Consider the following 25,951-nt stretch of genomic DNA (forward strand, 5'->3'; position numbering starts at 1 on the left):
CTCCTCACTACCGAAGAAGACAGCATCGGCTACCACGCATGCATCTCCGGCACCAGCGGCTACATGATCAATCCATTGATCAGTCCCGGCTCACTGGAAGATTTCGTGGAGTTGATCATTGCTGAGTTGCAACGCCGTGGCCTCTACAGGACCCAGCCACACAGCGGAACCTTCCGCTCCAGGCTTAGGGAAGATGGCGGCAGTCATTTGCCCGACTCGGCTTATGAAGCCTCATTTCGTTTTTGAAGCGTCGTAAGCTCTTTGAAATCACCCGTAAAAATGCCCGTCGCGGGAGCGCTGAACGGGCATCCGGACACAGCCGGTGAAGGTTTAAGGCAAGGGCTCGAATTTCAGCTGACTGAGGTTCTGCACCTTGTCCTCACGGACCATTTTGTAGTCGGTGTTCGGACCGATCCAGCGGTTCCAGATAGCATCGATCTCCCCCGCTGTCTCCATGGCCATCAGTGACGCATTGACCTTGGCCAGAAATGCCGGTTCATCCCGGCGCATGCCGGCTCCAATCGGTTCGAGCGCCATCGGCTCCTTGGCCAGGGCCAGTTCGACACCACTTGCCTTGGCCTGGCTGACCAGTTTCAAGGCCGTCATGGTGTTGGTCACCAGGCCCACAACCTTGTTCTGCTGCAAAGCCATGTAGGCCGAGCCGGTGTCCTGGAACGTCACTGGTGTGGCGCCAGCCATGCGGATCGACTGCTCGGATGTCGAGCCTTTGGTGGAACTGATGCGCTTGTCCTTGAAGAAACTTTTCGGTTGATCCGCGTTGACCGCGCGCACCACCAGGGTTTCCTTGGCGATGTAGTACGGATCGCTGAACTGGATCTGTTCGGCGCGGGTCTTGGTGTACGCCAGGTTGGCGAAGATCACATCGACGCGGCCCATTTTCACCTCAGAAATCCGTGCCTCGACGGACAGCGGCTTGAGCTCCAGCTCAACGCCCAGGGTCTTGGCCAGGGCCTTGCACAAATCGACGTCCATCCCTACCAACTCGCGGGTTTTCGGATCCGGAGCAGAGAACGGTGGTACGTCGGCGTACACCCCACAGCTCAGTGATTTTTTGCCCATGATGTCGCTCAATTGATCGGCTTGCGCTACCGCAACAGCCAAAGGACCTAACGCCAGCGTGACAAACAGATGCTTCATACGCATGGAAAAACTCCTGGGATTGGGAAAGTCGGATGGCAGAACACGCAAAAACGCGGCGACTCAATGGGCGCGCAGATCGGCGATAAATCGTTGTGCTCGCGGGTGCCCGGGCTGACTGAAGAAACTCTCGGGCGTGCTCTTTTCCAGAATCTGACCCGCGTCCATAAACCAGATGGTGTCAGCGACTTCACGGGCGAAATTCATCTCGTGAGTCACGCACATCATGGTCATCCCATCCTTGGCCAATCCTTTCATGACATTCAGCACTTCACCGACCATCTCCGGATCAAGCGCGCTGGTCGGTTCATCGAACAGCATCACCGGCGGCTCCATCGCCAGCGCCCGGGCGATCGCCACCCGCTGCTGCTGCCCCCCGGACAACTGCGCCGGATAGGCAGCGGCCTTGTGGGCCAGTCCTACCCGATCAAGCAATTGAATAGCCTGTTGCTTCGCCGCCGAGCCTTTCAGGTTGCGGATCTTACTGGGTGCCAGGGTGATGTTTTCCAGCACCGACAGGTGCGGAAAAAGGTTGAAACTCTGGAACACAAAACCCACACGGCTGCGCAGCCGATTGATGTGCGCGTCAGTGCCGTGCACGTCCTGGCCGTCGAACAGGATCTGACCTTCCTGGATGTCTTCCAGACGATTGACCGTGCGAATCAACGTCGACTTCCCTGAGCCGGACGGACCGCACAGCACCACCACTTCGCCAGGTTTCACCTCGGCGGTGATGTCGGTCAGCGCGTGATACTCGCCGTACCATTTATTGATGTTCGAAAACATGATCATTGGACGCATGGGCGCAACCCTCTTCAATTATCGATAGCTCGCAAGGGGGCCGCGGCCACGGCCGGACCGCCGTTACCCAGACGCTTGCGCGCAATACGGCGCTCCACCCGACCGGCCATGCGGGTCAGGCCAAAACAGAGCAGGTAGTAGATGATCGCCAGGATGCAAAACACCTGGAACGGCTTGGTCAGCAATTGGTTGTTGACCTGGTTGGCGGCGAAGGTCACTTCCTGGACATTGATCACATAGCCCAGCGAGGTTTCCTTGATGATCGAGATGAACTGGCTGATCAGGCTGGGCAGCGCGTTGTATAACGCTTGCGGCAAGATCACCCAAATCGTCGTGCGCAGGTAACCGAGGCCCAGCGCTCGAGAGGCTTCGTACTGACCCGCGGGCAAAGCCTGGATGCCGCCGCGGATGATTTCGCCCAGGTAGGCGCTCTGGTAAATCACCAGGGTGCAAAGCATCGTGACAAACCCGGTGATGTTATGACCGATCAGCAACGGCACCAGAAAATAAGTCCAGAAAATCACCATCAGCAGCGGAATACCCCGCAACACATACACCCAGACTGTCGCCGCCCAACGGAGCCCCGTCCAGGGAGAAACCCTGGCCAAAGCCAGCAGCAGTCCGAAAGGGAATGCCAGCAACAATGCCAGCGCCGCCAGGATCAAAGTATTCGCCAGACCGCCCAAAGGGCCGTGCGGATACTGACCGATGAGAAACAAGGTCCAGTTGTGCTGCACAATCGAAAAAAGATCGAACATAGTCATCTACCTCGCCAGCGCTTTGTTGAAGCGTCGCGCCAACAGCGCGCCGAGCCCCATCAGCAGCAGTGAAAAGACCAGGTAAAACACCGTGGCAACCAGGTATGACTCGAACGTGCGAAAGGTATAGTTCTCGACTTCACGGGTGGCGTAGGTCAGCTCCAGCACACCGATGGCCATGGCCAGGCTGGTGTTCTTGAACAACAGCACCGTGTGGTTGATCAGCGATGGCAAGCAGTTACGCACACCTTGCGGCAGGATTACGTAACGCATGGAACGCACATACCCCAACCCCAGCGCCCGGGACGCTTCGGTCTGCCCGGTTGGAATGGCACGCAGGCCGCTGCGGATGTCCTCACAGAAATACGCGGCCTGGCAAAGTCCCAAGGCAATCACCGAGAACAGGTATTCGGTGTTGTAGTTCGCCAGCCACAGCTGCGTGGACTCGCCAAGCAAGGTCGGCACGCCGAAGTACCAGAGCATCAACTGCACCAGCGTCGGCACGTTGCGATGGTAGGACACGTAACCCGCCACCAGACGATCAGCGAGCTTGCTGCCGGTCAGGCGTACGGTCACCAGCAACAGCGCCAGGGCCATTGCCAGCAGCCAGGCGAACAGCGCCAGCTGTAGAGTTATTTCGATGCCCTTGACGATCAGCTCGGCATATTCGCCTTGCAGAACCGCGGCCAAATCGAAGTCATGCTTCATGGTCAATCCCCATCGGCATTGGGCTAGCGGCAGAAACGAAGAATGCGGAAAAAGACGCCAGGCGAGCCGTGACGTGAATAATCGCGATGACGGATCAATCCGTTCTTATGCGGCGCCTATAGCAAAAATAAAACCTAGCCCGGGTAATCCTGTGGACGGGCGGTGGAAAGGCCGCCAGGCACTTGCAGGGTCGGGGTGATTTCCATGTGCCCGACGTTGACCGCAATCGGAGCGGCAATGGCAAACGCAATGGCATCGGCGATGTCTTTGGCCTGAGGCAACTCGAAACCTTCGACAAAGCGCTTGTAGGTCTCTTCGGAGTCACCGTGGACGTGGGCGAAGATATCGGTGGCCACTCGGCCCGGACAAATTTCGGTGACCCGAACCCGTTTGCCGAAGGCATCGATGCGCAATTGCCGCGATAGCATGCTCACTGCGGCTTTGGTCGCGTGGTACGTAGAGTTGCCGCCGAAGTTATACGCCGCGGCAATCGAACTGATGTTGATGATGTGGCCGCAATCGCGCTCTACCATCCCCGGCAACGCCAGGCGTGCCAGGTGCAACACCGCGCGCAGATTGACGTCGATCAGCAAGTCGATGCCTTCAGCATCAGCCTTGAGAATGGAACCAGGTTTGTCGACGCCGGCGTTGTTCACCAGAATGTCGAACTGCTGCATTTCGAACAAACGCGTCAGCCCGGCCAGGTCGGTGACATCGATGGCATGAGCGATACAGCCGGTTTTAGCGGCCAGGTCCTGCAGCTTGTCGGCACTACGGGCCAAGGCATGCACCTGCACGCCTTCCTGACACAGACGCTCGACGACAGCGGCACCAATCCCGGAAGAAGCACCGGTCACCAGCGCGGTTTTGTAATCTGAAAATGGCATGTATCTGTCCTCGTATTACCTGTACGGATCACCCGGGTGATCGCGATGACTTCGACTCTATCCAGCCCTGAAGCCGTGGACCAAGACGGAATGACTGTGTGGCAATAAGCCCTGCTTATGACCGTGCAACCGTTACGCCAAGAGCTGCGAAATCGGTGTGATACAACCGCCCGCCAGCTCGATTTCTCGACGGATGGTGCGGGCCAGTTCCACGGCGCCAGGCGTGTCGCCATGTAACAGGATCGAGTGCGCCGACACGGCGAGGTGTTTGCCGTTGAGACTGGTCACGGTGCCCTTCTCCAGCAACTGCCGGACCCGCTGCAGGACGGCTGCCGGCTCCTTGATCACCGAGCCCGGCACCTTGCGTGGCACCAACAGGCAGTCATCGTCGTAGGCGCGGTCGGCAAGAAACGTCGTGGCGACCCGCAACCCACACTTTTCAGCGGCGTGTTCAATGGCCCGACTGCTCGATGAGCTGATAATCAGTGTCGGATCGAACGCAGCCACCGCACACACCAAGGGCTCAGCCAGCGCTGAATCGGCCGCGACCATGTTGCCCAGCGCGCCGTGAAAGCTCATGTGGGTCATACGGTGGCCATTGACCGCCGCCATCCCTGCCAGGGCTCCGAGTTGATAAACCACGTAGGTCGCCAGTTCCTTGAGTTCGATGTTCATCTGCCGCCGACCGAAGCCCATCAAGTCGGGAAAGCCCACGTGGGCGCCCAGATCGATGCCTCCGGCCTTGGCCAGGCGCACGGTGTTGTCCATGATCAGCGGATCACCGGCATGGAAACCGCACGCCACGTTTGCCGATGAGATAAGGCTCATCAACGCTTCATCCTCGCCCATGCGCCACGGGCCGAAGCCCTCGCCCAGATCAGCATTCAAATCGATTTTCATCACTTGCCCTCACTCGTCATGCCGCGTCCAGGCGCATGAACGCCTGGCCATAACCCACTGTTGTGCCACAAGGCACCAGCACCGCCGCAACCCGTCCAGATGTCTGGCTGCGGACCGGTAACAGCAGATCGCCGACTTGCAGCAACGCTACCAGTTGCCCTTGCGCCACTTGGCTGCCGACCGATGCCAGCACCACATTCTGTTGCGGGTGCGTCAGCAGCAACCGACCCAGGCCCGGGGTTTTCAATAGCAGCTCATCCGGCGCCTTCACAGCCTCCGGTGCCGTGATCTGAACCGGTGCGACGACTTCGTCGACACTGCGTTTGAGCAGCAGATGCAGCCCCGGACGACGGATTTCCGCGCCAGCCAGTTGGTTCTCCCTGAGCCACACCGCCAACTGGCGGATTTCCTGATTTGTCATGGTTGAATGTCCTTAACGCGAGGCCAGCCCGTGAAGGTCGACCAAGCGACTGACCTCCGCGAGATAGCGCTGATTGTCTTCCAGGGCCGCGACGGCTTCGGTGTAGCTGCACTTGATAAACCGCACCTTGCTGCCGATCGGTGCCTGACCCAGGCGCCACAGGTCGGCCTCGATCACTGTGCCGAATTTCGGATAACCGCCACTCGGTTGTGCGTCGCGCATCTGGATGATCGGCTGGCCGCCGTGGGGCACCTGGATCACACCGGGGACGATGCCGTGGGAGCGGACTTCCATGGGTGCCTTGGGCAAGATCGGCGCGCCTTCGAGCCGGTAGCCGTAACGATTGCTCTGGGTCGTGACCTTCCACTCGCCAGCCCAAAACGCCGCACGGGATTCCTCCAGAAAGCAAGCGTATTCCGCCGCCGGCAGTACGCGCATCGCCGGCAACCCGTCGCGTTGCAATGGCATCGCCTGGCTCGGCGACAAGACGCCGAAATCCGTTGGCAGCGCACTCACGCCTGGACGCAGCGCTGCAATCCGGTCGCCCTGTTGCAAGGCCCGTCCTTGCAAGCCACCGAACTCACCGCGTAACTGCGTACTGCGCGAACCGAGCACCGACGGCACGTCGACACCACCGGCCAGGCACAAGTAGGCGCGACTGCCGGAGGTCGGGTAGCCGAGGCTCAGCACCTGGCCTTCCCGGGCCTGCGCCACCCAGAATGGCGGCAATGGCTGACCGTCGAGGGCTGCGTCACCGGCCGCCCCGGTCACCGCGAATGCACAGTCCTGAACAAACCGCACGTCGAAGGGAAACAGGGGAATCTCGACTGCCGCCGCATCCTCAGGATTGCCCAACAACAGGTTACCCAGTGCCAGCGCCAAATGGTCCATCGCGCCGGAGGTTCCTACCCCGAAACCGAGGCTGCCGAAGCGGCCGAAATCCTGCACGGTGGCCAGGGCGGTAGCCGATAAAATCTCGATCATCGAATGATCCTCTCGATGCGCAAGCGCAACATATCGCCCGGCCGCAGCATGGCCGGAGGGTTTTGGGTCGGGTCAAAAAATGACATTTCGGTGCGACCGATGGTGTTCCAGCCACTGGGACCGGCCGATGCGGAGACACCGGTCTGCACACCGCCAATCGACACCGAGCCTGCGGCAATACTGATCACCGGCACCTGCCGTCGTGGCGTGGCCAGGCGCGGATCCATGCCGCCGAGGTAGCAGTAACCGGGATGGCTGCCCAAGGCATACACCGGATACAGCGGCTCGCAATGCAGGTTGGCGATGGTGTCGATGTCCAGCCCGGTGTGCGCCACCACATCATTGATGTGCGGACCGAATTCGCCGCCGTAGACCACCGGCAATTCAACGATGCGTCCTTCGAGCGGCAACGGCTGACTGGCCTCCCAGGCCTCAAGCAATCGCTCGCACAACCCATTGAGGTCGCGCGGCGGTTTGCTGAAGGTCAACATCAAGTTGTTCATGCCCGGGACCGCTTCGTGTATTTCGGCCCACTGCCCGGCCTGCAAGGCCAAGCTCCAAATGCGTTGTTGCGGCTCCAGATCCAGCGCGCCCGGGGCTTCGAACAACAAGGCCGTGGAGCCCAGCAGACTGATGTGTGGACGCTGCGATACAGATGCAGTACTCATGTCGGACTCCGTTGTTGCAGCCAGCGCTCCAGGTGATGAATGTCCACGCCACCGGCGCAGAATGCCGGGTCGTCGAGAATGTCGCGGTGCAAGGGGATATTGGTCGAGATGCCTTCCACGTACAGCTCACTCAGGGCCAGGCGCATACGGGCCATCGCCTCATTGCGGGTGGCACCGTGGGTGATGACCTTGGCCACCAACGAGTCGTAATAAGGCGGTACGCGATAGCCGGTGGTGACGTGGGAGTCGACCCGCACGCCAAAGCCACCGGGGACTTCCCAGCGCTGAATCAGCCCCGGCGTCGGCATAAACGTGATCGGGTCCTCGGCGTTGATCCGGCATTCCAGTGAGTGCCCGTTGAGCTGCACGTCCTGCTGGCGTAGCTCCAGCACTTCGCCTCGGGCCATGCGCAATTGCTGCTGGACAATATCGATGCCGGTGGTCATCTCCGTCACCGGATGTTCGACTTGCAGCCGGGTGTTCATCTCGATGAAGAAGAACTCGCCGTCCTCATACAGAAACTCGAAGGTCCCGACACCGCGATAACCGATCTGCCGGCAAGCCGCCGCGCAGCGTGCGCCGACCTTGGCAATCAGTTCCGGGGCGATTCCCGGCGCTGGCGCTTCTTCCAGGACTTTCTGATGCCGACGTTGCAAGGAGCAATCCCGGCAACCCAGCCAGATCGCGTGGCCATGGGCATCGCATAACACCTGGATTTCGACATGCCGTGGATGACCGAGAAACTTCTCGATGTAGAGCTCCGGATTGCCGAAAGCCAACCGCGCCTCTTCACGGGTCAGCGCGATAGCATCCAGCAGTTCACCCTCCTCGTTCACCACCCGCATGCCGCGGCCACCGCCACCGCCAGCGGCCTTGACGATGACCGGATAGCCAATTTCACTCGCGATGGCCCGGATGCCTTCATCGTCTGCGGGCATCACCGAATCCGGCCCGGGCACACAGGGCACGCCGGCTTCACGCATCGCACGTTTGGCGGCAACCTTGTCACCCATGGTGCGAATGCACGCCGCGCTCGGGCCGATAAAGGTCAAGCCGGCCGCTTCGATGCGTTCGGCAAATCCGGCGTTCTCCGAGAGAAAACCATAACCCGGGTGGATCGCCTGCGCGCCGCTGAGCTTGGCGGCGAACAGCAGCGCGGTCTGGTTCAGATAACTCAGGCCGGGTGACGCGGGTCCGATGCACAAGGCCTGATCAGCGTTTTGCACATAGTGTGCGTGGCGATCAGCCTCGGAGTGCACGACAACGGTCTGCAACCCCAGGCCATGGCAGGCACGCTGAATACGCAGGGCGATTTCGCCACGATTGGCGATCAGCACTTTGTCGAACATTGATTTCACCTGAAAGAGGATAAGGCTTGGGATCAGCCGAGACGGAACAGCGACTGGCCGGCTTCGACTTCGGCGCCACTCTGGGCAAGGATCGCGGTGATCTGACCGACGGCTTTGGCCTTGACCGGATGGAACATTTTCATGGCCTCAAGGACCGCCAGGGTCTGCCCTACTTCGATCTGGTCGCCGACCGCGACAAACGGCGCTTCTCCCGCGGCAGGTGTCAAATGCAGGACTCCATGCAGGCTGGCTTTAATCTCGACGCTCGCCACCAGCGGGGTAGCCGCCTTGGCTGAGCTCGCCGCGGGTGTCGACGAATGATCGGCCAGCGACTCGGTAGCGAGCACCTTGCCAGCCTGCTTGAAAAGACGAATCGTAATGTCGCCTTCGGTCAGACTCAGTTCGAGCAGATCGGATTCGGCGAGCAAATCGATCAACCCCTTGATACGTTCTGAATCCATGCGTGGGCCCCTGCCTGTCGAGCATGTCTGAGTGGATGGGGTCAATGTAGCGATCCCGCCGAAAGACGACCAAGACGCTTTGGCTTTGGGGTGATAAGCCGGCCTTATGACCGCTCAGCTCAGGCTGCCGCGCATTTCGGCGACCAGCTCCAGCAGGATCGCCTTGACCGCCTGGGCCGGTACCGACAGCGGCAGATGACCGGATAAACACAGTGCCAGTGGCGCCTCGACCTCGGGCTCGACAATGCGACACATGTGCACCGAGGTGGCGGCGACCATCACTCGCGCAGAGGATTCGGGCAGGATCGTCGAACCGAAGTGCTCGGCGACGGCGGCGGTCAGGGTGGTCGAAGATTCGATTTCGGCCACCACCCGTACGCTCGCGCCAATGCGCTGGAAGGCTTCATCGACCAAGCGTCGCATTACGTTGTAGGGCCGCGGCAGGAGCATGTCCATGTCCGCCAGTTTGGCCAACGGGATCTCTTCGAGCGCGCTGACAGCAGGATCGGCACTCACCAGATAGAGGTTTTCGCGTAGCAGCGAGACAAAGCTCAAGCCATGGACCTCACGACCGCCATAGAGCACCGCCATGTCCATTCGACCGTTCATGATCAACTCACTCAAGGTAGTGCCGAAGTTTTCATTGAGGTACAGCAGAATGCCCGGATGGCGTTCGCGCACGGTTCGCAACAACGGCAAGGACAACGCCGAAGCCGCGGTACCTGGCGCCAGTCCGACGGACACTTGCCCGGACAAGGCCTGCCCGGTGGCGTTGATGTCGTTCTGAGCCTGCTCGCACTGGCGCAGGATGATTTGCGCATGACCGTAGAGCACCTTCCCCGCCTCGGTCGGGGTGACACCGCGCTTGGTCCGAATCAGCAATTGCTGCTGCAGTTCCGCTTCCAGCGTGGCCAGCTGTTGGCTCAGTGCCGGCTGCGCGATATGCAGCACATCGGCGGCCTGGGTCATGCTGCCGATATCGACGAGTTTCACGAAATACTTCAAACGGCGCAGATTCACGGCGGCGGGGCCCTTGCTCGAAAAAGGAAGACAGCCCACAGGCTTTTGCAAGAGCCAGGCCAGTCCGAAACCTCGCGCGCGTGCTGGATTGCAGCGCTCAACCATAAGTCTTTGCTATGGCTGGATCATTGCCGGTGGGGTTGACACCCAGCATGGGCACGCCGGCCATTGCGCACCGATTTAGTGCAAGCCGTGTTCGGTTCCAGCCATAAGCTATGCCTATCCGACCAGAACGATCTCGTCTTATGGCGGCCCGGGGAGCGACTCGTACTGTAGGGCCTCGTCAACGTCATCAACGAGGAACGCCACGTGACCGCCTCCCGCATCGCCGCCCGTGTGCAACGTATCAAACCGTCTCCCAGCAGCGCCGCCTCCGACCGTGCGAACGAACTGCGCAGGCAAGGCAAGTCCATCATCAATCTGGTCGTCGGCGAGCCGGACTTCGATACCCCGGTGCACATTCGACAAGCGGCCAGCGCAGCCATCGAACGCGGTGAAACGCGTTACACGCAAAATGCCGGCACTGCAGAGTTGCGCCAAGCGATTGTCGACAAGCTGTCACGGGAAAACGGCCTGACCTACGGTACCCATCAGATCCTGGTCACCAGCGGGGCGAAGAGTGCAATTTTCAATGCCTTCGCCGCCACCCTGGGCGCTGGCGATGAAGTCTTGATTCCTGCGCCGTACTGGGTGTCATACCCCGATATGGTGCTGGCCTGCGAAGGTGAACCGGTCATCCTCGCCTGCCCGGAAGAAAACGCCTTCAAACTGACCCCGGCGCAACTGCGCGGCGCAATCACCGAGCGCACCCGCTGGCTGCTGCTCAATTCGCCCAGCAACCCGACCGGCGCCAGCTACAGCGCCGTCGAGCTCAGGGCCCTGGCCGATGTGCTGCTCGAGCATCCGCAGGTGTTGCTGATGACCGACGACATCTACGAACACATCCGCTACGAAGGCCTGGAAAACCCACACATCCTCGCCATCGAACCGGCGCTCACCGAGCGCACTGTGGTGGTCAACGGCGTGTCCAAGACCTACGCCATGACCGGCTGGCGTATCGGCTACGCGGCAGGCCCGGCGGACTTGATCGGCGCCATGGCGACCCTGCAATCGCAATCGACCAGCAATGCCTGTTCGGTCAGCCAGGCAGCAGCTGTCGAAGCGCTCAACGGCGACCAGGCCTTCGTCAAGGAAAGCGTGGCCGTCTACCAGCAACGCCGTGATCGCTGTCTGGATCTGCTCAACGCCATTGACGGCCTGAGTTGCCGCAAACCCGACGGTGCGTTCTATCTCTATGTGAACTGTGCTGGCCTGCTGGGCCAATCGACGACTCAAGGCAAGCGCCTGGACACCGACTACGACGTCGTCATGTACCTGCTGGAAAGCCAAGGTGTGGCCGTGGTGGCAGGAACAGCCTACGGCCTGGCACCGTTTTTTCGGATGTCGATAGCCACCGACATCATGACCCTCGACGAAGGTTGCTCGCGGATCGCCGCTGCCGTTGCGGCCTTGAGCTGAGGAACCGACGATGAGCGTGGCGACCCACCCGCCCCTGACCTTCAGGCAGGCCTTGCTGGCGATGCTTGGCATCTCGCTGGTGCTGATGCTCTCGGCGCTCGACCAGACCGTCATCGGCAACGCGTTGCCGAGTATCGTCGCCGAACTCAACGGGTTTGAGCTCTACGCCTGGATTGCCACGGGTTACCTGCTGGCGTCGATTGTCACCATTCCGATCTTCGGCCGGCTGGGTGACTATTACGGACGCAAGCCATTCGTGATGGCCGCCACGCTGATCTTCACCCTCGCCTCACTGGCCTGTGCCTTGGCCAGTGATATGTTGTGGCTGGTGATCGGTCGGATATTGCAGGGCGTCGGTGGCGGTATGTTGATCGGCACGGCGTTCGCCTGCATCCCGGAACTGTTTCCCGACACCCGACAACGCCTGCGCTGGCAGATGCTGCTCAGTGCCCTGTTCAGCGTGGTCAACGCCATCGGGCCTGGGTTGGGCGGCTATCTGACCGGGGCCTACGGTTGGCGCGCGGTGTTCTACATCAATCTGCCGTTGGGATGCCTGGCGCTGTTTTTTGCCTGGCGCTACCTGCCTTATCATCGACCGCATCAACGAGCGCACATCAACCTCGACTGGCCCGGTGCAATGCTGATTGCCTTGGCGCTGGGCAGTCTGCAATTGTTTGTCGAATGGTTGGGGCATTCCAGTCTGATACTGAGTGCCACGCTGGGATTGAGCTGCGCCGTGGCCACCTCCGCCCTCTGGCGCTGGGAGCGTCGCTGCCAACACGCCCTGCTACCGGCGGCATTGCTCGAATTACCAAGCATGCGCTTGCTGTTTCTGCTGTCGATGGCCGCCGGGGCGATCATGTTCTCGCTGTTGTTCTATCTACCGTTATTGCTGCAAGGCAGCTATGGCTACTCGCCACAGGATGCCGGTCTGTTGATTACGCCCCTGGCGCTGAGTATCACCCTGGGGGCTATCGTCAACAGTCGCATCGTGACCCGGTTGCGTAATCCAAACCTGTTACCGCTGTGCGGTTTTGTGGCGCTGCTGCTGGCGTGCCTGGGCCTGGCCATCGCCGGACGCAGTGCTTCTTTCAAGGTGTTACTCGGCTTGATCCTGCTGGCCGGTCTTGGCTTGGGCTTCATCCTGCTGAATCTGACGGTCTTCACTCAGACGCTCGCCGAGCGTCAGTTTCTCGGGATCGCCACCGCACTGACCCAATCGCTGCGCCTGGTGGGCGGATTGCTCGGAACGGCTTCAATGGGCGTACTGGTCAACCTGCTGTACAGCGCCAACCTGCAACGACTGTTTATCGCCCACGGGCACGCTGACGGTTTGGCGCTGTACGCCGACCCACAGATCCTTTTGCGCCCCGATGCCGCGCTGCACGAACACGCGCAATGGCTGAACCTGGCCCGTGATGCCCTGGCCCGCTCAGTGGGCATTGGCCTGCTGCTCTGCGCCGGCATCGGCGTCTTGGCCCTGTTCATCCTGCACCGCCTGCCGCCGGTGAAACTGAACGTAGCACCAGCCACTGCTGCTCCTGAAAAACAATAAATATTGACTGCCGCCTTTGACTGCCCTCTCACAACACTCGACAACTCATGGGGATGACTCCGATGGAGCTTTTCAATCGCGCACCTAAAGTAGTGGCCGGTATTTGCGGCCTGATCATCGCTCAACAGGGTTATGCCGCAGGCCTGGTGGAAGACAGCAAGCTCGACGTGCTGGCCCGCAACTTTTTCAGTAATGCCGACAACCGCAGTGGCGCCGCCGCCCCCAATTACACCCAGGAATGGGGCCAGGGTTTCATCGCCAATTTTCAGTCCGGTTTTACCCAAGGCACCGTTGGGTTCGGGGTGGATGCCATCGGTATGTGGGGTATCCGACTGGACTCTGGCAAAGGCCGGCACTACAACCCGCAGGGTAATACCTTCACCGGCAACGTTTTCCCCACCGATAATGGCCGAGCGGTCGACGAGTTCGGTAGCCTGGGCCTGACCGCCAAAGCAAAGATCTCCAATACCGAACTGAAATACGGCACCTTGGTGCCGATGCTGCCGGTGGTGATGTCCACTGACCGCATGCTGCAGCAAACCTTCAACGGCGGGCAGATCCAATCCAGGGACCTGGAGAACTTCACCTTCACGCTCGGTCAGTTGGACCATGTCAAAGGTCGCGGTGTCACTCACGAGATGGGCATGTCCATTCCGGGTGCAAACAACGCACTGACCGGCGAGTTCGTCAACAAGTTCTATTACGGTGGTGTGGATTACAAGCCGACCAAAGACCTGACCTTGCAGTACTACTACGGCAACCTCCAGGACTTCTACAAACAGAACTTTCTCGGCCTCAAATACGACTGGCAGGTCGGTCCCGGCATCCTGAGTACCGATCTGCGCCACTTCGATAACCGTTCCGATGGCGCCAACGGTCATGACCCCGATTTCTACACCTTTGGCTACTATGGCGACGGCGTGACCAAAGGCAAGGTCGACAGCCGACTGAGCAGCGCGCTATTCACCTACCGGGTGAATGGCCACACGCTCGCCGCCGGCTTGCAACAGGTCAGTGGCCGCAGTGACGCGGTCTGGTTGAACCAAGGTGACGGCTCCACCGCCTATTTCATGACAGAGTCGATGATCGCTAAATTCCAGCGCGCCGGGGAAACCACCTGGCAGGTTCGCTACGGCTACGATTTCGCCCGGGTCGGGGTACCCGGGTTGAGCTTCCTGGGCATGTACGAAAGCGGCTCGAATATCCGCACGCCTGCAGGCGACAAAAACGAGTGGGAACGCAACCTGACCCTGAGCTATGTGGTCCAGCAAGGGCCGCTCAAGGACTTGAGCATTGCTCTGCGCCACGCCTCGCTGCGCACCGGAGTGTCCACGCAACGGGACAGCGACGAGCATCGAGTCATCATCAGCTACCCGATCAACATTCTGTAAAAGCCAGTACGCGGGGTGATGCGCATCATCACCCCGTGGACTTGGATGCCCACCCCATACACTGATGGACTGACCCAGCCTGAAGTCCCGCTATTTATCGATACCCGCAGATCGCGCCAGACTTCGCTCAAATAGCCATCCCGGCACACCACGCGAGGTTCAGACGGCGAAATAGCCGCTGTCCCCAATTCCCCCTACAGACACCCATAAATGTGCAGGTTTAAATAATCCGCTCAAATGAAATCGTTTGAGTAATGCGCTGAGCAATGAGATGTGATGATGAAATATTGATAGAGCAAAAATCAATAACACATTATTTATATTCAAGCCGCTGGCACTTCGGCTGTTCAGAACAAAACGACTTCCCCGCCTTCCCTGCTCTATCACCCTTCAGCAGGGAGAGGAACAGTCACTGATGAAAAACTGGCCGCCACAGTAACGGACCTATCGGCGCCCTCCAACGGCACGATCACTCAGGAAGGAATCTTATGCACGTGATCATCACCGCCATCGGCTCAGCCGGTGACGTCCATCCCTTTGTCGGGATCGGCCGCACACTCGCCGCCCGCGGGCATCGGATAACCTTTTGCGCCAGCGCGGCGTTCGCCCCGCTGATCGAACGCTGCGGCTTCAGCTTTTTGCCATTGGGTACCCGTGAGGAATATGACGCAGTCATGACTGACCCTGCGTTGTGGCATCCCCGCACATCGCTTCCCACCCTATGGAAAACGGTCGCCAATACGTTACGCGAACAGTATCGGCTGCTGGAACACGCATGTGACGAGCAGACCGTCATGCTGGGCTCCTTGTGGGCATTTTCCGCGCGTCTGCTCCAGGAAAAACGCGGTATCCCGCTGATCACCGCGCAAGTCTCGCCGTTCGGCTTCTGGTCGGCCGCCGCGCCCTCCACTCATCCGCCGGGAACAAACTTGCCGGCTTGGTTTCCCTATCCGCTAAAACGCACGCTGATGAGTTTCATCGAGAAAATGTTTCTTGATCGGGCCATGGCCCCGGAACTCAATAGTTTTCGCAGCGAATTGGGCTTGCCACCGGCCAAACGCATTATCAGCCAGTGGATCTCCTCGCCCGATCGGGTATTGGGATTGTTTCCGGAGTGGCTCGCCCCCGTCCAACACGACTGGCCGGCCCAGACAGTACTGACCGGGTTCCCGTTATTCGATGAGTCCAGCTTCCAGCAGACGGATGCCGAACTCGAGGACTTCTTGAACAAGGACTCACCGGTGGTGTTCACCCCGGGTTCGACCATGGTCGACAGTGGCCAGTATTTTGCCGCCGCGGTTCAGGCACTCAAGTTGATCAACCGTCGCGGAGTGTTTCTGACCAGCCAGCCGGTAGACCCGACAGTGGCCACCGAAGGCCGGATCCTGGTACGCCGCTACGTGCCGATGAGCCGCATCCTGCCGCAGAGTTCGGCACTGGTGCACCACGGTGGTGTCGGGACAACCGCGCTGGCGATAGCCGCCGGGGTGCCACAAATCGCCACGCCTTTTGCCCATGATCAGTTCGACAACGCCGCCCGAATGGAACGCCTGGGCTGTGGCTTGAGGGTCTTCCCTCCGGCCTCCGCCGAGGCCCTGGCAACGGCACTGGACACGGTGTTGAACAGCCAGCAAGTGCGTGCCAACTGCGAGCGCTATCGCACGTTGATGCCCAGCGGCGAATCGGCCTGTGAAGCCGCGGCGCTGCAAGTCGAGGCACTCGCCTCGCGCTGAGCGCTGCCGCAAGACCTCATCAGGGATGATCAGTGACAGGGAGTGAACGGCCAGCCGTTTACCTTTCCTGTCGACTTTCGACAAGGACGACGAACATGCGCAACCACACTATGACCCGGGTCACGCCCTCTTCGAGTGGAGAGCCGCTGCTTTACCCACTGACCGCCCCCCAGCTGGATATCTGGCTGGACCAGAGCCTGCATGGCGAGACCCCTTTGTATAACATCGGCGGCTACGCCCGAATCAAGGGTGCGATCGATGCGGCAAGGCTGCAACGGGCCATCGACCAGGTCGTCAGCGAGCACGACGCCCTGCGTATCCAGTTGCAGCCCGGTTCGCCTGAGCATCCCTTGCCGCGCCAACGTTTCCTGGAGTCGGTCAGCGTGCCACTGGCCTGCTTCGATGTGTCGGGGCATGACGACCCTGAGGCTGCCGCGCTGGCCTCGATGGAGGAAAACCTGCAGACGCCGTTTTCCTTTGAGGGCGGCTTGCTGTTTCGCATGACCCTGTTCAAGGTTGGTGAAGAGCTCTGCTACTTCTTCGTCAATTGTCATCATCTGATTGCCGACGGCTGGGCCTTCGCCATGATCGGCCGAGCGGTCAGCCAGGCCTATAGCGCACTCCAGAATCAACAGGACGCCGCCACATCCGCGCCGACTTACCAGGCGTATGTCGAGCAACAACGCACCGACAAACACTCGCTGGCCTTTCAGCGCCAACGCCAGCACTGGCTGGATAAATACCGCAGCCTGCCCGAGCCGCTGCTCGCGCCCCGCTATGAAAGCCGCTTCGGGCAGCGCCCGGCCCCCAGCCAGAACCATGCCTGGCGCTTGCCGCGCGCGCTTTACAATCGCCTCGGCGAGCTGGCGAAGGACTCCAGCCAGGCGACGGTTTTCCACGTGATGCTGGGAGCGCTGTACAGCTACTTCACGCGCATCAGCCAACGCGATGAGCTGGTGATCGGTCTGCCCGTCCTCAACCGCGCCAATGCCACGCACAAGGCCACATTGGGTTTGTTCGTCGGCATGAGCCCGGCACGCCTCAGCCTGGGCACCGACCTGGGCTTTGGCGAGCTGGTCAGAAAAATCGCCCTGACGCTCAAGCAGGACTACCGTTATCAACGGTTTCCGTTAAGCGAACTCAATCGTGAACTCGGACTGCAGAACCTCGGCCGGCGGCAACTGTTCGACCTGGTGCTGTCCTACGAACGCGACCATGACACCTGGTATGGTCCGGCACTGGCGCAACCGGTCAAGCTCAGCAATGGATATGAACAGCAACCACTGGCGCTGCATGTTCGTGAGGCCGCGCCGGACGATGATGTGTGGATGCATTTCATCTACAACGAGGCCTATTTCGACGCGGCGCAGATCGAGGCGCTGCAACAGCGTTTCATGAGCATCTTGCAGTGCGTGGTCGCTGACTTCGATGTCCCGGTCAAGACCCTCGAACTGATGCCGGGCACTGAACGCCGACAGATACTCGATGAGTGGAATCGCAGCGCCGTCGACTACCCGAAAGAACCGCTGCTGCATCAGTTGATAGAGACCCAGGCCGCCACTCGCCCTGAAGCGATCGCCGTCCGCTTCGAAGAGCACACGCTGACCTATGGCGAACTGAACCGCCAGGCCAATCAGTTGGCCCACAGCCTGCTCGAAGCGGGTGTTCGCCCGGACGCCCGAGTCGCCATCTGCGTGGAGCGCAGCCTGGAGATGGTGGTGGGTCTGTTGGGCATTCTCAAAGCCGGCGCCGCCTACGTGCCGATGGACCCTGGTTACCCAGCCGAGCGTTTGCAGCATATGCTCAGTGACAGTGCGCCAAGTGCCCTGATCAGCACCCGCGCGCTACTGGCGAGCCTGCCCGGCGTGACCGCGCCGGTGTTGTGCCTGGACACCGACCATGCGCGCCTGTCCCGGCAACCGGAGCACAACCCGGATGCCACGGCACTCGGCCTGACGCCACAGAACCTCGCCTATGTGATTTACACCTCCGGCTCCACGGGTTTGCCCAAAGGGGTCATGAACCAGCATGACGGGGTCGTCAACCGACTGCTCTGGGCCCGCGATGCGTATGGCGTCGATGAGCACAGCCGGATCCTGCAGAAGACCCCGTTCAGTTTCGACGTGTCGGTCTGGGAGTTTTTCCTGCCGCTGCTCAGCGGCGCGCAACTGGTGGTCGCCGCCCCTGGCGGGCATCAGGATCCGCGCTATCTGATGGACATCATGGCGAGCACCGGCATCACCCTGCTGCATTTCGTCCCGTCGATGCTGCAGCTGTTTCTCGACCAGGTAGAGCCGCAACGCTTGCCCGCGTTGCGGCAGGTGCTGTGCAGTGGCGAAGCCTTGCCTTATGCCTTGCAGGAACGGTTTTTCGAACAGCTGCCAACAGTGCAACTGCACAACCTCTACGGTCCCACCGAAGCGGCCATCGACGTCACGTCCTGGCATTGCCGCCCGAGCCTGCACGAAGGCATCGTTCCTATCGGCAAGCCGATCGCGAATATCCAACTGCATATCCTCGACGCAAACCTGCAACTGCTGCCGCCGGGAATCGCCGGGGAACTGCACATCGGCGGGATCGGTGTCGCGCGCGGTTACTTGAATCGCCCGGAGCTGAGCGCCGAACGCTTTATCCGCGACCCCTTCCAGGTCGCCCCCCAGGCGCGCCTGTACAAGACCGGAGACCTGGGCCGCTGGCTGGCCGATGGCAGCATCGAGTACCTGGGACGCAACGATTTCCAGGTGAAGATTCGTGGTCTGCGTATCGAACTGGGCGAGATCGAAGCACGGTTGGTCGCGTGCCCGGGCGTCAAGGACGCGGTGGTGATCGCTCGCCAGGCGTCGGCGGACGATACCTATCTCTGCGCCTATCTGGTCGGTGAGCCGGGATATCTGCTTGCTCCGCAGGTGCTGCAGGAAGCCCTGCGCCAACAGGTACCCGACTACATGCTGCCCAGGCATCTGATTCAGCTTGAGCAGTTGCCCTTGAATGCCAACGGCAAGCTCGACCGCAAGGCCTTGCCCGAGCCCGAAGCCGACTTGGGCAGCAGCGATGGAACAGCGCCGCGCACAGCCCTGGAACAGTCGTTGCTCAAGCTCTGGCGCGACAACCTCAAGCGCACGACGCTGGGCATCCACGACAACTATTTCATGCTCGGCGGCGACTCCCTGAAGGTCATCCACTTGCAGGTCAGGGCCCGTGAACAAGGGTTCATGCTGACGCTGGCACAGATTTATCAGCATCCGAGCATCGCTCAACTAGCCCAGAGCATAGAGGCGCAAGGCGGCCCGTCGACGAGCCTGGCGCCCTTGACGCACACGGCGCCTTTTGCCCTGGTAGCGGAAGCGATCCGCCAGGCCAGCGCGGGGCTGTTCGATGACGTGTTCGCGGCTTCGCAGCTGCAGGTCGGGATGATCTACCACGCGATGATGCACCCGCAATCGGCGATCTATCACGATATTTTCCGCTATCGCCTGCGCCTGCGTTGGGATGCCGTGGCCTGGGAGCGGGCTTGTCGCGCCTTGATCCGGCGTCACCCGGCCTTGCGCATGTCGTTCGATGTCGGCCATGCCGACGTCCCCTTGGCCCGGGTGCACGGCACGGTCGAGGCGCCCGTGCGGGTCATCGACGCCGTCTCGCTGAGTGCGCAAGAGCGTTCCAGCGCGGTGGCCGCCTATGTCGAAGAACGCAAGCGTTACCAGGCAGATTGGCAGCAGGCGCCGCTGTACCAGTTCGGCGTGTTTGTCGCCGCGGATGAAATCGACCTGGTGTTCAGTTTCCAGCATGCGCTGCTCGACGGTTGGAGCGTGGCCACGTTGATGCGTGACCTGATCACGCTGTACACCAAGAAAGAAGGGACTGATGCGCTGCCGGCCTTGACCACGACACCAGCCGACTTCGTCAGCCTGGAGCTGGAGGCATTGGCAAACGAGGCACATGGCCGATTCTGGCGCGAATACTTGCGGGACGCCCCCGTCGCCGCCATGACCAGTTGGGTCCATGGGCAGGCCCCGGATTCGACGCCACACCGCTCGGTCTATCGGGAGCTGCCCGCGGCGGATGCGGCGCGGCTTGAAGCCTTCTGCCGCGCCCAGGACCTGCCATTGCGCGCCGTGTTGCTAGCCGCGCACGGTTTCGCCCAGGCCATCTTGTCCAATCAGCAGGAAGTGCTGTGTGGCGTCATCAGCCATGGACGGCCGGAATTCGAAGACGCTGCCTCGGTGCTGGGTTTGTTTCTCAATACCCTCCCCGTGCGCTTCAGCACCCAGGGCCAGGATTGGCTGGAGGTGATCCGCGGGGTGATGAGCCAGGAACAACTGGTGTTTGCCCATCGACGCTATCCGTTCGCACTGATTCACAGCGAAACCTCCATGGACTTGAACGTGGTGTTCAACTACGTCGATTTTTATGTGCTCAACGACCTGCTCGCGCAGGGCCAGCAAATCCTCATCGACTGGGAAACCACGGAAGCCAGCAACTATGACTTGCTGACCACCATGGGCCGTCACCCGTCCAACGGTGCACTGATGTTGAAAATGGATTACCGCACCGCGCGCGTCGCGACCGGCCAGGTCGAGGTCTATGCCGATTACCTGCTGCGCACGCTTGAATTGATGATCACCGCCCCCCACGCCACGCCCGGCATCCCGGCCTGGCTGCCGAGCCGTGGGCGAAGCGCGCCGACAGTGGCTACGGGACTGCCCCGAGACAATCTCTCGACCTTGCTGCTGGACAGCTTCGCCCGTCACGGCGAGCGGACCGCCGTGAGTTTCGCGCAGGCCCACCTGTCCTACCGCCAGTTGGCAAACGCCAGCGCACAACTGGTCGGCTGGCTGCGCCAGCATGGTATCGGCCAGGGCGATCGGGTCGCCATCATGCTGCCGCGCTCGCCCGACCTGATTATCGCCCTGCTGGGCGTGCTCCAGGCCGGCGCCGCTTATGTACCGATTGACCTGAGCTACCCGGAGGATCGCATCCGGCTGATTCTCGAGGATTCGCAGCCGCGCCTGGTGCTGTTCGCCGATGCCTCGGCGAACCTGATGGCGGCACTGGCCAGCACGGCGGACAAGCGTCATTGGGACAGCGTGGTGGCTGAGTTCAGCGACGACCTGCCGCGCAGCCAGGAGCTGGTTGTCTCGATTGCCGCGAGCATTGTCGGCGCGGATAACGCCTATCTGCTCTACACCTCGGGTTCGACCGGACGCCCCAAAGGCGTGGCCATGCCGCACCGCGCATTGACCAATATGATCCTTTGGCAGAACCGCCAGCAGGCGCAAGGCACCAGTACCTTGGCCGCGCCGAAGACCCTGCAATACTCGCCCATTTCGTTCGACGTATCGTTCCAGGAGATTCTCTCGACCCTGACCTGCGGTGCCGAACTGGTGATGATCGACGAGGGGCTGCGCTACGACTTCATCCGGTTATTGAAGTTTATCTGTGCCCAGGACATCCAGCGGCTGTTTCTGCCCTACGTCGCCTTCCAGGGGCTGGCCGAAGTCGCCCGGCAGCTAGGTATCCGGCCCGTCTCGCTGCGCCAGATCAATGTGGCCGGCGAGCAGCTGAAAATCACCGCTGAAATCCGCAGCCTGGTCGAGGGGCTCGACGACTGCCGGGTCGAGAATCACTATGGTCCGACCGAAGCCCACGTAGTCACCTGCCTGAGACTTGAGGGCGCCGCGACAACCTGGCCGAGCATGCCGTCGATCGGCACGCCGATCGACGGGGTCCGCCTGCATGTCCTGGACGCGACGGGCAGCCCATGCCCGGTGGGGGTCGTGGGCGACCTGTTCATCGAAGGCGAGTGCCTGGCAAACGGTTACTGGAATCAACCCGCGCTGACTGCGGAACGCTTTGTCCAGCGTCAGTTGGAGGGCCACAGCCGACGCTTGTACAGGACCGGAGACATGGGATTTTCCTTGCCCTCGGGTGAGCTCATCTATCAAGGCCGCAGCGACGCCCAGGTAAAGATTCGCGGTTATCGCATCGAGCTGGGGGAGATCGAAGTGGCCATGCTCGGCTCCGCACAATTCGGCGCCGATATTCAGCAGGTGGCGGTGATCGACAAGCTTGCCGCGGATGGCAGTCGCTATCTGCTGGGCTTCGTCCAGGCCATGGAGGGTCGCCAGTTGGACCTGGACCGACTCAAGGCCGAGATGCGCCTGACGCTGCCCGACTACATGCTGCCCAACACGCTGGTCGGTATCGCACAAATACCACTGGGCCCCACCGGCAAGATCGATCGTCAACGCCTGCGAGAGGTCGAGGTGCAAAACACCTTGCAACGACCTTTTACCGGCCCCAGAAATGCCCTGGAAGACTTGTTGCAGGCCTATTGGCAAGAAACCCTGGAGCTGGAGGACATCAGCGTACATGACAACTTCTTCGAGCTCGGAGGTAATTCGCTCAAGGCGGTCCGACTGATTGCCATGCTGGCCAGGCATCAGGAGTTCGAGCCATCATTGTCCGACTTTATCCAGGCCCCGACGATTGCCGAGTTCGCCAAAATCTTGCAACCGGGTGCGGCGAACCTTGCGGAAACCGGCGCGCTGGTGGACTTCAAGAATGCCATGCGGACACCGACGCTGTTCCTGGTACACCCCATCGGCGGACACGTGTTGTGTTATGCCGCGCTGGCGCGCGTGCTCAAGAACCAGGTTCACCTGTATGCACTGCAAGCGCCGGGCACCTGGGATAGCCGCGAGCCGCTGCAATCGGTGCAGGCCCAGGCGCTGCATTACGCCGATGCCATTGAACAGGTCGCGCCGCAAGGTCCGCTGAATATTGGCGGCTGGTCGTATGGCGGCGTCGTCGCCTATGAACTGGCCAGTGAGTTGAAGCGCCGCGGACGGCGTCTGCATAACGTGTTCTTGCTGGATACCATCGTCCGCGTCAACCAGGACCAGGTGCAGATCGAGCGCAGCGAGTTCATGAACTGGTTCATGTGGGAATTGCTCAGCGGCGATGGCCAGGAAGAATACGACTACCACGCCCTGGACTTCTCTTCGATGAGCGACGCACAAGCCTTCGAGGCGATCAAGCAGCATGGCGTCAACCAGGGCATTTTCAACGCGAGCATCACCGTGGTGACCCTGGATCAACTGTACCGGGTCTTTCTTGCCAATTGGCAAGGGCTGCTGGACTACCGATTCCCGCCGGAGGACCTGCCACTCACCCTCTTCGCGGCGGATGTCGAGTTACCCGACGTGCTGCAAGCGCCCCATGAACTAGTGGGGACCGCCTTTCGCGATCCGTACCGTGGCTGGCGCTCGATTGCTCCAGGGGTGGAACGAATCGCCGTGGAGGGCGACCACTTGAGCATGATGCGCGAGCCGCATATCGAACGGGTCGGAGCCTTCATCCGGTCGCGCATTGATGCGGCGCTGGCCCGGAGCGCTGAAGCCACGGCGGAATCCGCATAGCCATCTCCGATGCTCGCAGCGACGCGGCGGGAATAACGGCCCCGCTTGACTCCACGCCCGGTCGTTCCGGGCCCGATAGAGGTAAAACGGCATGACAGAACCCAGGAAGGCCATCGTGGCAGGTGCCGGTATCGGCGGACTGACCGCAGCCATCGCGTTGCAGCGGGCCGGCTGGCAGGTCAAGGTTTTCGAGGCGGCCCAGACGTTACGGGCCGGCGGCAGCGGCTTGTCGGTCATGGCCAATGCCATGGCGGCACTGCATTCGATCGATGCCCATGCCCCAGTGGAACAGGCGGGCCAGGTGATCCGGCAGTTCTTTTTCAAGAAGCAAAATGGCGATCCCATCACCAGCATGCCCATCCACGAGATCGGCGAACAATTGGGCCACCCCAATATCAATATCCAACGCCCATTGCTGCTGCGGGCCCTGGCCCAGCAGCTCGCACCGGGCACCCTGACCACGGGCTTGCGCTGCGTGGGTTATGCCCATCGCCCGGATGGGGTGCAGGTGTCGTTCGAAGATGGCAGCACGCACCAGGCTGACTTGCTGATTGGCGCCGACGGCTTGAACTCGACAATCCGCCAGCAGATGCTCGGCGAAACCCCGACCCGTCCCTCCGGCTATATCGCCTGGCTGGCGGTAACACCACTCAACCATCCGCTAATGACCGAAGGTTATGTCGCGCATTATTGGGGACGCGGCAAGCGCTTTGGCCTCTGCGATGTCGGGAATGGTCAGGCGTACTGGTGGGGAACCTGCAACCACGACAACGCTGCGGATGCCGCCTTGAGCGTCAGTAAACAGGAAGTGCTCAGCGCCTACACGGGCTGGGCGCCGGAAGTTATCGCGGCCATCGAGGCCACGTCCGAGAGTGCGATCTTGAAAATGCATGCCCGGGATCGCGAACCGGTGAAGCAATTCTGCGACGGCCATGTGGTGCTGTTGGGTGACGCGGCGCATCCCATGCTGCCGAGCCTGGGCCAGGGCGCCGCGCAGGCGATCGAAGATGCCGTGGTGCTGGCCGGGTACCTGGCGCGAACGCCAGACCTGCGCGGCGCGCTGGCACAGTACCAGGCGCATCGACACCCGCGGGTCAATGGGATCGTCAATGCCGCGCGCTTCATGAGCGGCATCGAACAGGCCGAGTCGAAACTGCTCTGCTGGCTGCGCGAATGGTATTTCCGCCTGACCCCGCAGAGCAGTTTGCGCAAGAAGAACGTCGACATCCTGTCGTTCAAACCTTGCGCATAAGCAGGTGATGACTCAGAGCTGTCACGGAAAAATTCGGCTTTGCTGGTTGCGGTTTCAATACCGTCCGCACGGCCCGGGACAAACTCCGACGGCCCCGCGCCGTGCCTGGGCGGCCCTTTACACAGTGACCGCGCGGCGCTGAACGAAACGATCGACATACTCGTCGGCGGGTGAGTAGAGAATTTCTCTCGGGGTACCGACCTGGATCAGCCGGCCGTCCTTGAGGATGGCGATGTGATTGCCGATGCGCACCGCCTCGTCGAGGTCATGGGTGATGAAAACAATGGTTTTTTGCAGGCTTTCTTGCAGTTCCAGCAACTGGTCCTGCATCTCGGCGCGGATCAGCGGATCGAGGGCGCTGAAGGCTTCATCCATCAGGATGATGTCGGTGTCGGCGGCCAGGGCACGAGCCAGACCGACCCGCTGACGCATGCCGCCAGAGAGTTGATGCGGGTATTTGTTTTCGTAACCCTTGAGCCCCACGGCAGCGATCCAGTGCTGCGCACGCTCGGCGCACAGGGCCTTGCTCTCGCCACGGACTTTCAGGCCGTAGGCGACGTTATCCAGCACGGTGTGGTGCGGCAGCAGGCCGAAGCTCTGGAACACCATGCTGATCTTGTGTCGGCGGAATTGGCGCAAGGCGTCCATGTTGTATTGCATGATGTCTTCGCCATTGATCAGGATCGCGCCGCTGGTCGGGTCGATCAGGCGGTTGAAGTGACGCACCAGGGTCGACTTGCCCGAACCGGACAGGCCCATGATCACAAAAATCTCGCCACTGCCAATGGACAGCGACAGGTCATTGACCCCGACCACGCAACCGGTCTCGGCCAGGACCTGATCCTTGGTCTTCTTCTGGCGGATCATGTTCAAGGCATCTTCAGCGCGAGCCCCATAGATCTTGAAGACGTTTTTCACTTCAATCTTATTCATCGGTACCACGCTCATTTGCTCACCTCATGCCGTGGC

19 protein-coding genes and 1 pseudogene are annotated in these 25,951 nt (G+C 60.9%); 7 read left to right on the forward strand and 13 right to left on the reverse strand.

From position 1 onward, the window contains the following. Positions 1 to 18 precede the first annotated feature (18 nt). Positions 19 to 246: pseudogene (locus M5B96_RS30545) on the forward strand (LLM class flavin-dependent oxidoreductase); the annotation flags it as partial. Positions 247 to 330: 84 nt separating this feature from the next. On the opposite strand, the gene M5B96_RS30550 reads toward M5B96_RS30545, so the two are convergent. The 12 genes from M5B96_RS30550 to nac all read right to left on the reverse strand — a co-directional run bounded on the left by M5B96_RS30550 (position 331) and on the right by nac (position 10,115). After that, complete coding sequence (locus M5B96_RS30550) at positions 331 to 1,164, reverse strand: ABC transporter substrate-binding protein (protein WP_248800705.1); 834 nt, start codon at positions 1,162 to 1,164, stop codon at positions 331 to 333. Between the two features lie 57 nt (positions 1,165 to 1,221). Beyond that, on the reverse strand, positions 1,222 to 1,950 hold the full coding sequence (locus M5B96_RS30555) for an amino acid ABC transporter ATP-binding protein (protein ID WP_248800730.1): 729 nt from the start codon (positions 1,948 to 1,950) through the stop codon (positions 1,222 to 1,224). A 23-nt stretch (positions 1,951 to 1,973) separates the two neighbouring features. Then, complete coding sequence (locus M5B96_RS30560; protein WP_248800706.1) at positions 1,974 to 2,717, reverse strand: amino acid ABC transporter permease; 744 nt, start codon at positions 2,715 to 2,717, stop codon at positions 1,974 to 1,976. Between the two features lie 6 nt (positions 2,718 to 2,723). Continuing rightward, positions 2,724 to 3,425, reverse strand: a complete 702-nt coding sequence (locus M5B96_RS30565; protein WP_248800707.1) for an amino acid ABC transporter permease — start codon at positions 3,423 to 3,425, stop codon at positions 2,724 to 2,726. A gap of 134 nt (positions 3,426 to 3,559) precedes the next feature. Next, positions 3,560 to 4,312 carry an SDR family oxidoreductase gene (locus M5B96_RS30570; RefSeq protein ID WP_248800708.1) on the reverse strand — a complete coding sequence of 251 codons (753 nt, stop codon included), beginning with the start codon at positions 4,310 to 4,312 and terminating at the stop codon, positions 3,560 to 3,562. A gap of 132 nt (positions 4,313 to 4,444) precedes the next feature. Beyond that, positions 4,445 to 5,212 (reverse strand): LamB/YcsF family protein, encoded by a 768-nt coding sequence (locus M5B96_RS30575; RefSeq protein ID WP_248800709.1) that lies wholly within the window; start codon positions 5,210 to 5,212, stop codon positions 4,445 to 4,447. A gap of 16 nt (positions 5,213 to 5,228) precedes the next feature. Further along, the gene (locus tag M5B96_RS30580) at positions 5,229 to 5,633 is read right to left on the reverse strand and encodes a biotin/lipoyl-containing protein (protein WP_248800711.1); all 405 of its coding nucleotides are present in this window, start codon (positions 5,631 to 5,633) and stop codon (positions 5,229 to 5,231) included. A gap of 12 nt (positions 5,634 to 5,645) precedes the next feature. Beyond that, positions 5,646 to 6,617, reverse strand: a complete 972-nt coding sequence (locus M5B96_RS30585; RefSeq protein WP_248800713.1) for a biotin-dependent carboxyltransferase family protein — start codon at positions 6,615 to 6,617, stop codon at positions 5,646 to 5,648. Further along, positions 6,614 to 7,285 carry a 5-oxoprolinase subunit PxpB gene (gene pxpB, locus M5B96_RS30590; protein WP_248800715.1) on the reverse strand — a complete coding sequence of 224 codons (672 nt, stop codon included), beginning with the start codon at positions 7,283 to 7,285 and terminating at the stop codon, positions 6,614 to 6,616. The genes M5B96_RS30585 and pxpB overlap by 4 nt, the downstream gene beginning before the upstream one ends. Further along, the gene (gene accC / locus M5B96_RS30595) at positions 7,282 to 8,634 is read right to left on the reverse strand and encodes an acetyl-CoA carboxylase biotin carboxylase subunit (RefSeq protein ID WP_248800717.1); all 1,353 of its coding nucleotides are present in this window, start codon (positions 8,632 to 8,634) and stop codon (positions 7,282 to 7,284) included. Before accC ends, pxpB begins: the two co-directional genes overlap by 4 nt. Before the next feature lie 32 nt (positions 8,635 to 8,666). Further along, complete coding sequence (locus M5B96_RS30600) at positions 8,667 to 9,095, reverse strand: acetyl-CoA carboxylase biotin carboxyl carrier protein (RefSeq protein WP_248800719.1); 429 nt, start codon at positions 9,093 to 9,095, stop codon at positions 8,667 to 8,669. A gap of 114 nt (positions 9,096 to 9,209) precedes the next feature. Beyond that, entirely contained in the window at positions 9,210 to 10,115 is a 906-nt protein-coding gene (gene nac, locus M5B96_RS30605; RefSeq protein WP_248800720.1) for a nitrogen assimilation transcriptional regulator NAC, read from the reverse strand. Between the two features lie 309 nt (positions 10,116 to 10,424). On the opposite strand from nac, the gene M5B96_RS30610 reads away from it, so the two are divergent. From M5B96_RS30610 to M5B96_RS30635, 6 genes are all read left to right on the forward strand, one after another. Continuing rightward, positions 10,425 to 11,633, forward strand: a complete 1,209-nt coding sequence (locus M5B96_RS30610) for an aspartate transaminase (protein WP_248800721.1) — start codon at positions 10,425 to 10,427, stop codon at positions 11,631 to 11,633. A 10-nt stretch (positions 11,634 to 11,643) separates the two neighbouring features. Beyond that, positions 11,644 to 13,188: an MFS transporter gene (locus M5B96_RS30615; protein ID WP_248800722.1), complete on the forward strand. Its 1,545-nt coding sequence runs from the start codon at positions 11,644 to 11,646 to the stop codon at positions 13,186 to 13,188. A 62-nt stretch (positions 13,189 to 13,250) separates the two neighbouring features. Then, positions 13,251 to 14,579 (forward strand): OprD family porin, encoded by a 1,329-nt coding sequence (locus M5B96_RS30620; RefSeq protein WP_248800723.1) that lies wholly within the window; start codon positions 13,251 to 13,253, stop codon positions 14,577 to 14,579. Positions 14,580 to 15,067: 488 nt separating this feature from the next. Beyond that, on the forward strand, positions 15,068 to 16,312 hold the full coding sequence (locus M5B96_RS30625) for a glycosyltransferase (RefSeq protein ID WP_248800724.1): 1,245 nt from the start codon (positions 15,068 to 15,070) through the stop codon (positions 16,310 to 16,312). A gap of 95 nt (positions 16,313 to 16,407) precedes the next feature. After that, positions 16,408 to 23,730 (forward strand): amino acid adenylation domain-containing protein, encoded by a 7,323-nt coding sequence (locus tag M5B96_RS30630; RefSeq protein ID WP_248800725.1) that lies wholly within the window; start codon positions 16,408 to 16,410, stop codon positions 23,728 to 23,730. Positions 23,731 to 23,821: 91 nt separating this feature from the next. Then, positions 23,822 to 24,982, forward strand: a complete 1,161-nt coding sequence (locus tag M5B96_RS30635; RefSeq protein WP_248800726.1) for an FAD-dependent monooxygenase — start codon at positions 23,822 to 23,824, stop codon at positions 24,980 to 24,982. Between the two features lie 117 nt (positions 24,983 to 25,099). Here M5B96_RS30635 and M5B96_RS30640 read toward each other — a convergent pair whose 3' ends face one another. Further along, on the reverse strand, positions 25,100 to 25,930 hold the full coding sequence (locus M5B96_RS30640) for a quaternary amine ABC transporter ATP-binding protein (protein WP_248800728.1): 831 nt from the start codon (positions 25,928 to 25,930) through the stop codon (positions 25,100 to 25,102). Positions 25,931 to 25,951 lie beyond the last annotated feature (21 nt).

Source organism: Pseudomonas sp. MWU13-2105 (assembly GCF_023242315.1).
Classification (GTDB): Bacteria; Pseudomonadota; Gammaproteobacteria; order Pseudomonadales; family Pseudomonadaceae; genus Aquipseudomonas.

Coding starts and splice junctions, on each gene's coding strand:
- M5B96_RS30550 (WP_248800705.1), bottom strand. CDS start 1,164: ATGCGTATGAAGCATCTGTTTGTCACGCTGGCGTTAGGTCCTTTGGCT.
- M5B96_RS30585 (WP_248800713.1), bottom strand. CDS start 6,617: ATGATCGAGATTTTATCGGCTACCGCCCTGGCCACCGTGCAGGATTTC.
- M5B96_RS30560 (WP_248800706.1), bottom strand. CDS start 2,717: ATGTTCGATCTTTTTTCGATTGTGCAGCACAACTGGACCTTGTTTCTC.
- M5B96_RS30635 (WP_248800726.1), top strand. CDS start 23,822: ATGACAGAACCCAGGAAGGCCATCGTGGCAGGTGCCGGTATCGGCGGA.
- M5B96_RS30630 (WP_248800725.1), top strand. CDS start 16,408: ATGCGCAACCACACTATGACCCGGGTCACGCCCTCTTCGAGTGGAGAG.
- M5B96_RS30615 (WP_248800722.1), top strand. CDS start 11,644: ATGAGCGTGGCGACCCACCCGCCCCTGACCTTCAGGCAGGCCTTGCTG.
- M5B96_RS30620 (WP_248800723.1), top strand. CDS start 13,251: ATGGAGCTTTTCAATCGCGCACCTAAAGTAGTGGCCGGTATTTGCGGC.
- M5B96_RS30640 (WP_248800728.1), bottom strand. CDS start 25,930: ATGAGCGTGGTACCGATGAATAAGATTGAAGTGAAAAACGTCTTCAAG.
- M5B96_RS30600 (WP_248800719.1), bottom strand. CDS start 9,095: ATGGATTCAGAACGTATCAAGGGGTTGATCGATTTGCTCGCCGAATCC.
- M5B96_RS30625 (WP_248800724.1), top strand. CDS start 15,068: ATGCACGTGATCATCACCGCCATCGGCTCAGCCGGTGACGTCCATCCC.
- accC (WP_248800717.1), bottom strand. CDS start 8,634: ATGTTCGACAAAGTGCTGATCGCCAATCGTGGCGAAATCGCCCTGCGT.
- M5B96_RS30575 (WP_248800709.1), bottom strand. CDS start 5,212: ATGAAAATCGATTTGAATGCTGATCTGGGCGAGGGCTTCGGCCCGTGG.
- M5B96_RS30565 (WP_248800707.1), bottom strand. CDS start 3,425: ATGAAGCATGACTTCGATTTGGCCGCGGTTCTGCAAGGCGAATATGCC.
- M5B96_RS30555 (WP_248800730.1), bottom strand. CDS start 1,950: ATGATCATGTTTTCGAACATCAATAAATGGTACGGCGAGTATCACGCG.
- M5B96_RS30580 (WP_248800711.1), bottom strand. CDS start 5,633: ATGACAAATCAGGAAATCCGCCAGTTGGCGGTGTGGCTCAGGGAGAAC.
- pxpB (WP_248800715.1), bottom strand. CDS start 7,285: ATGAGTACTGCATCTGTATCGCAGCGTCCACACATCAGTCTGCTGGGC.
- M5B96_RS30570 (WP_248800708.1), bottom strand. CDS start 4,312: ATGCCATTTTCAGATTACAAAACCGCGCTGGTGACCGGTGCTTCTTCC.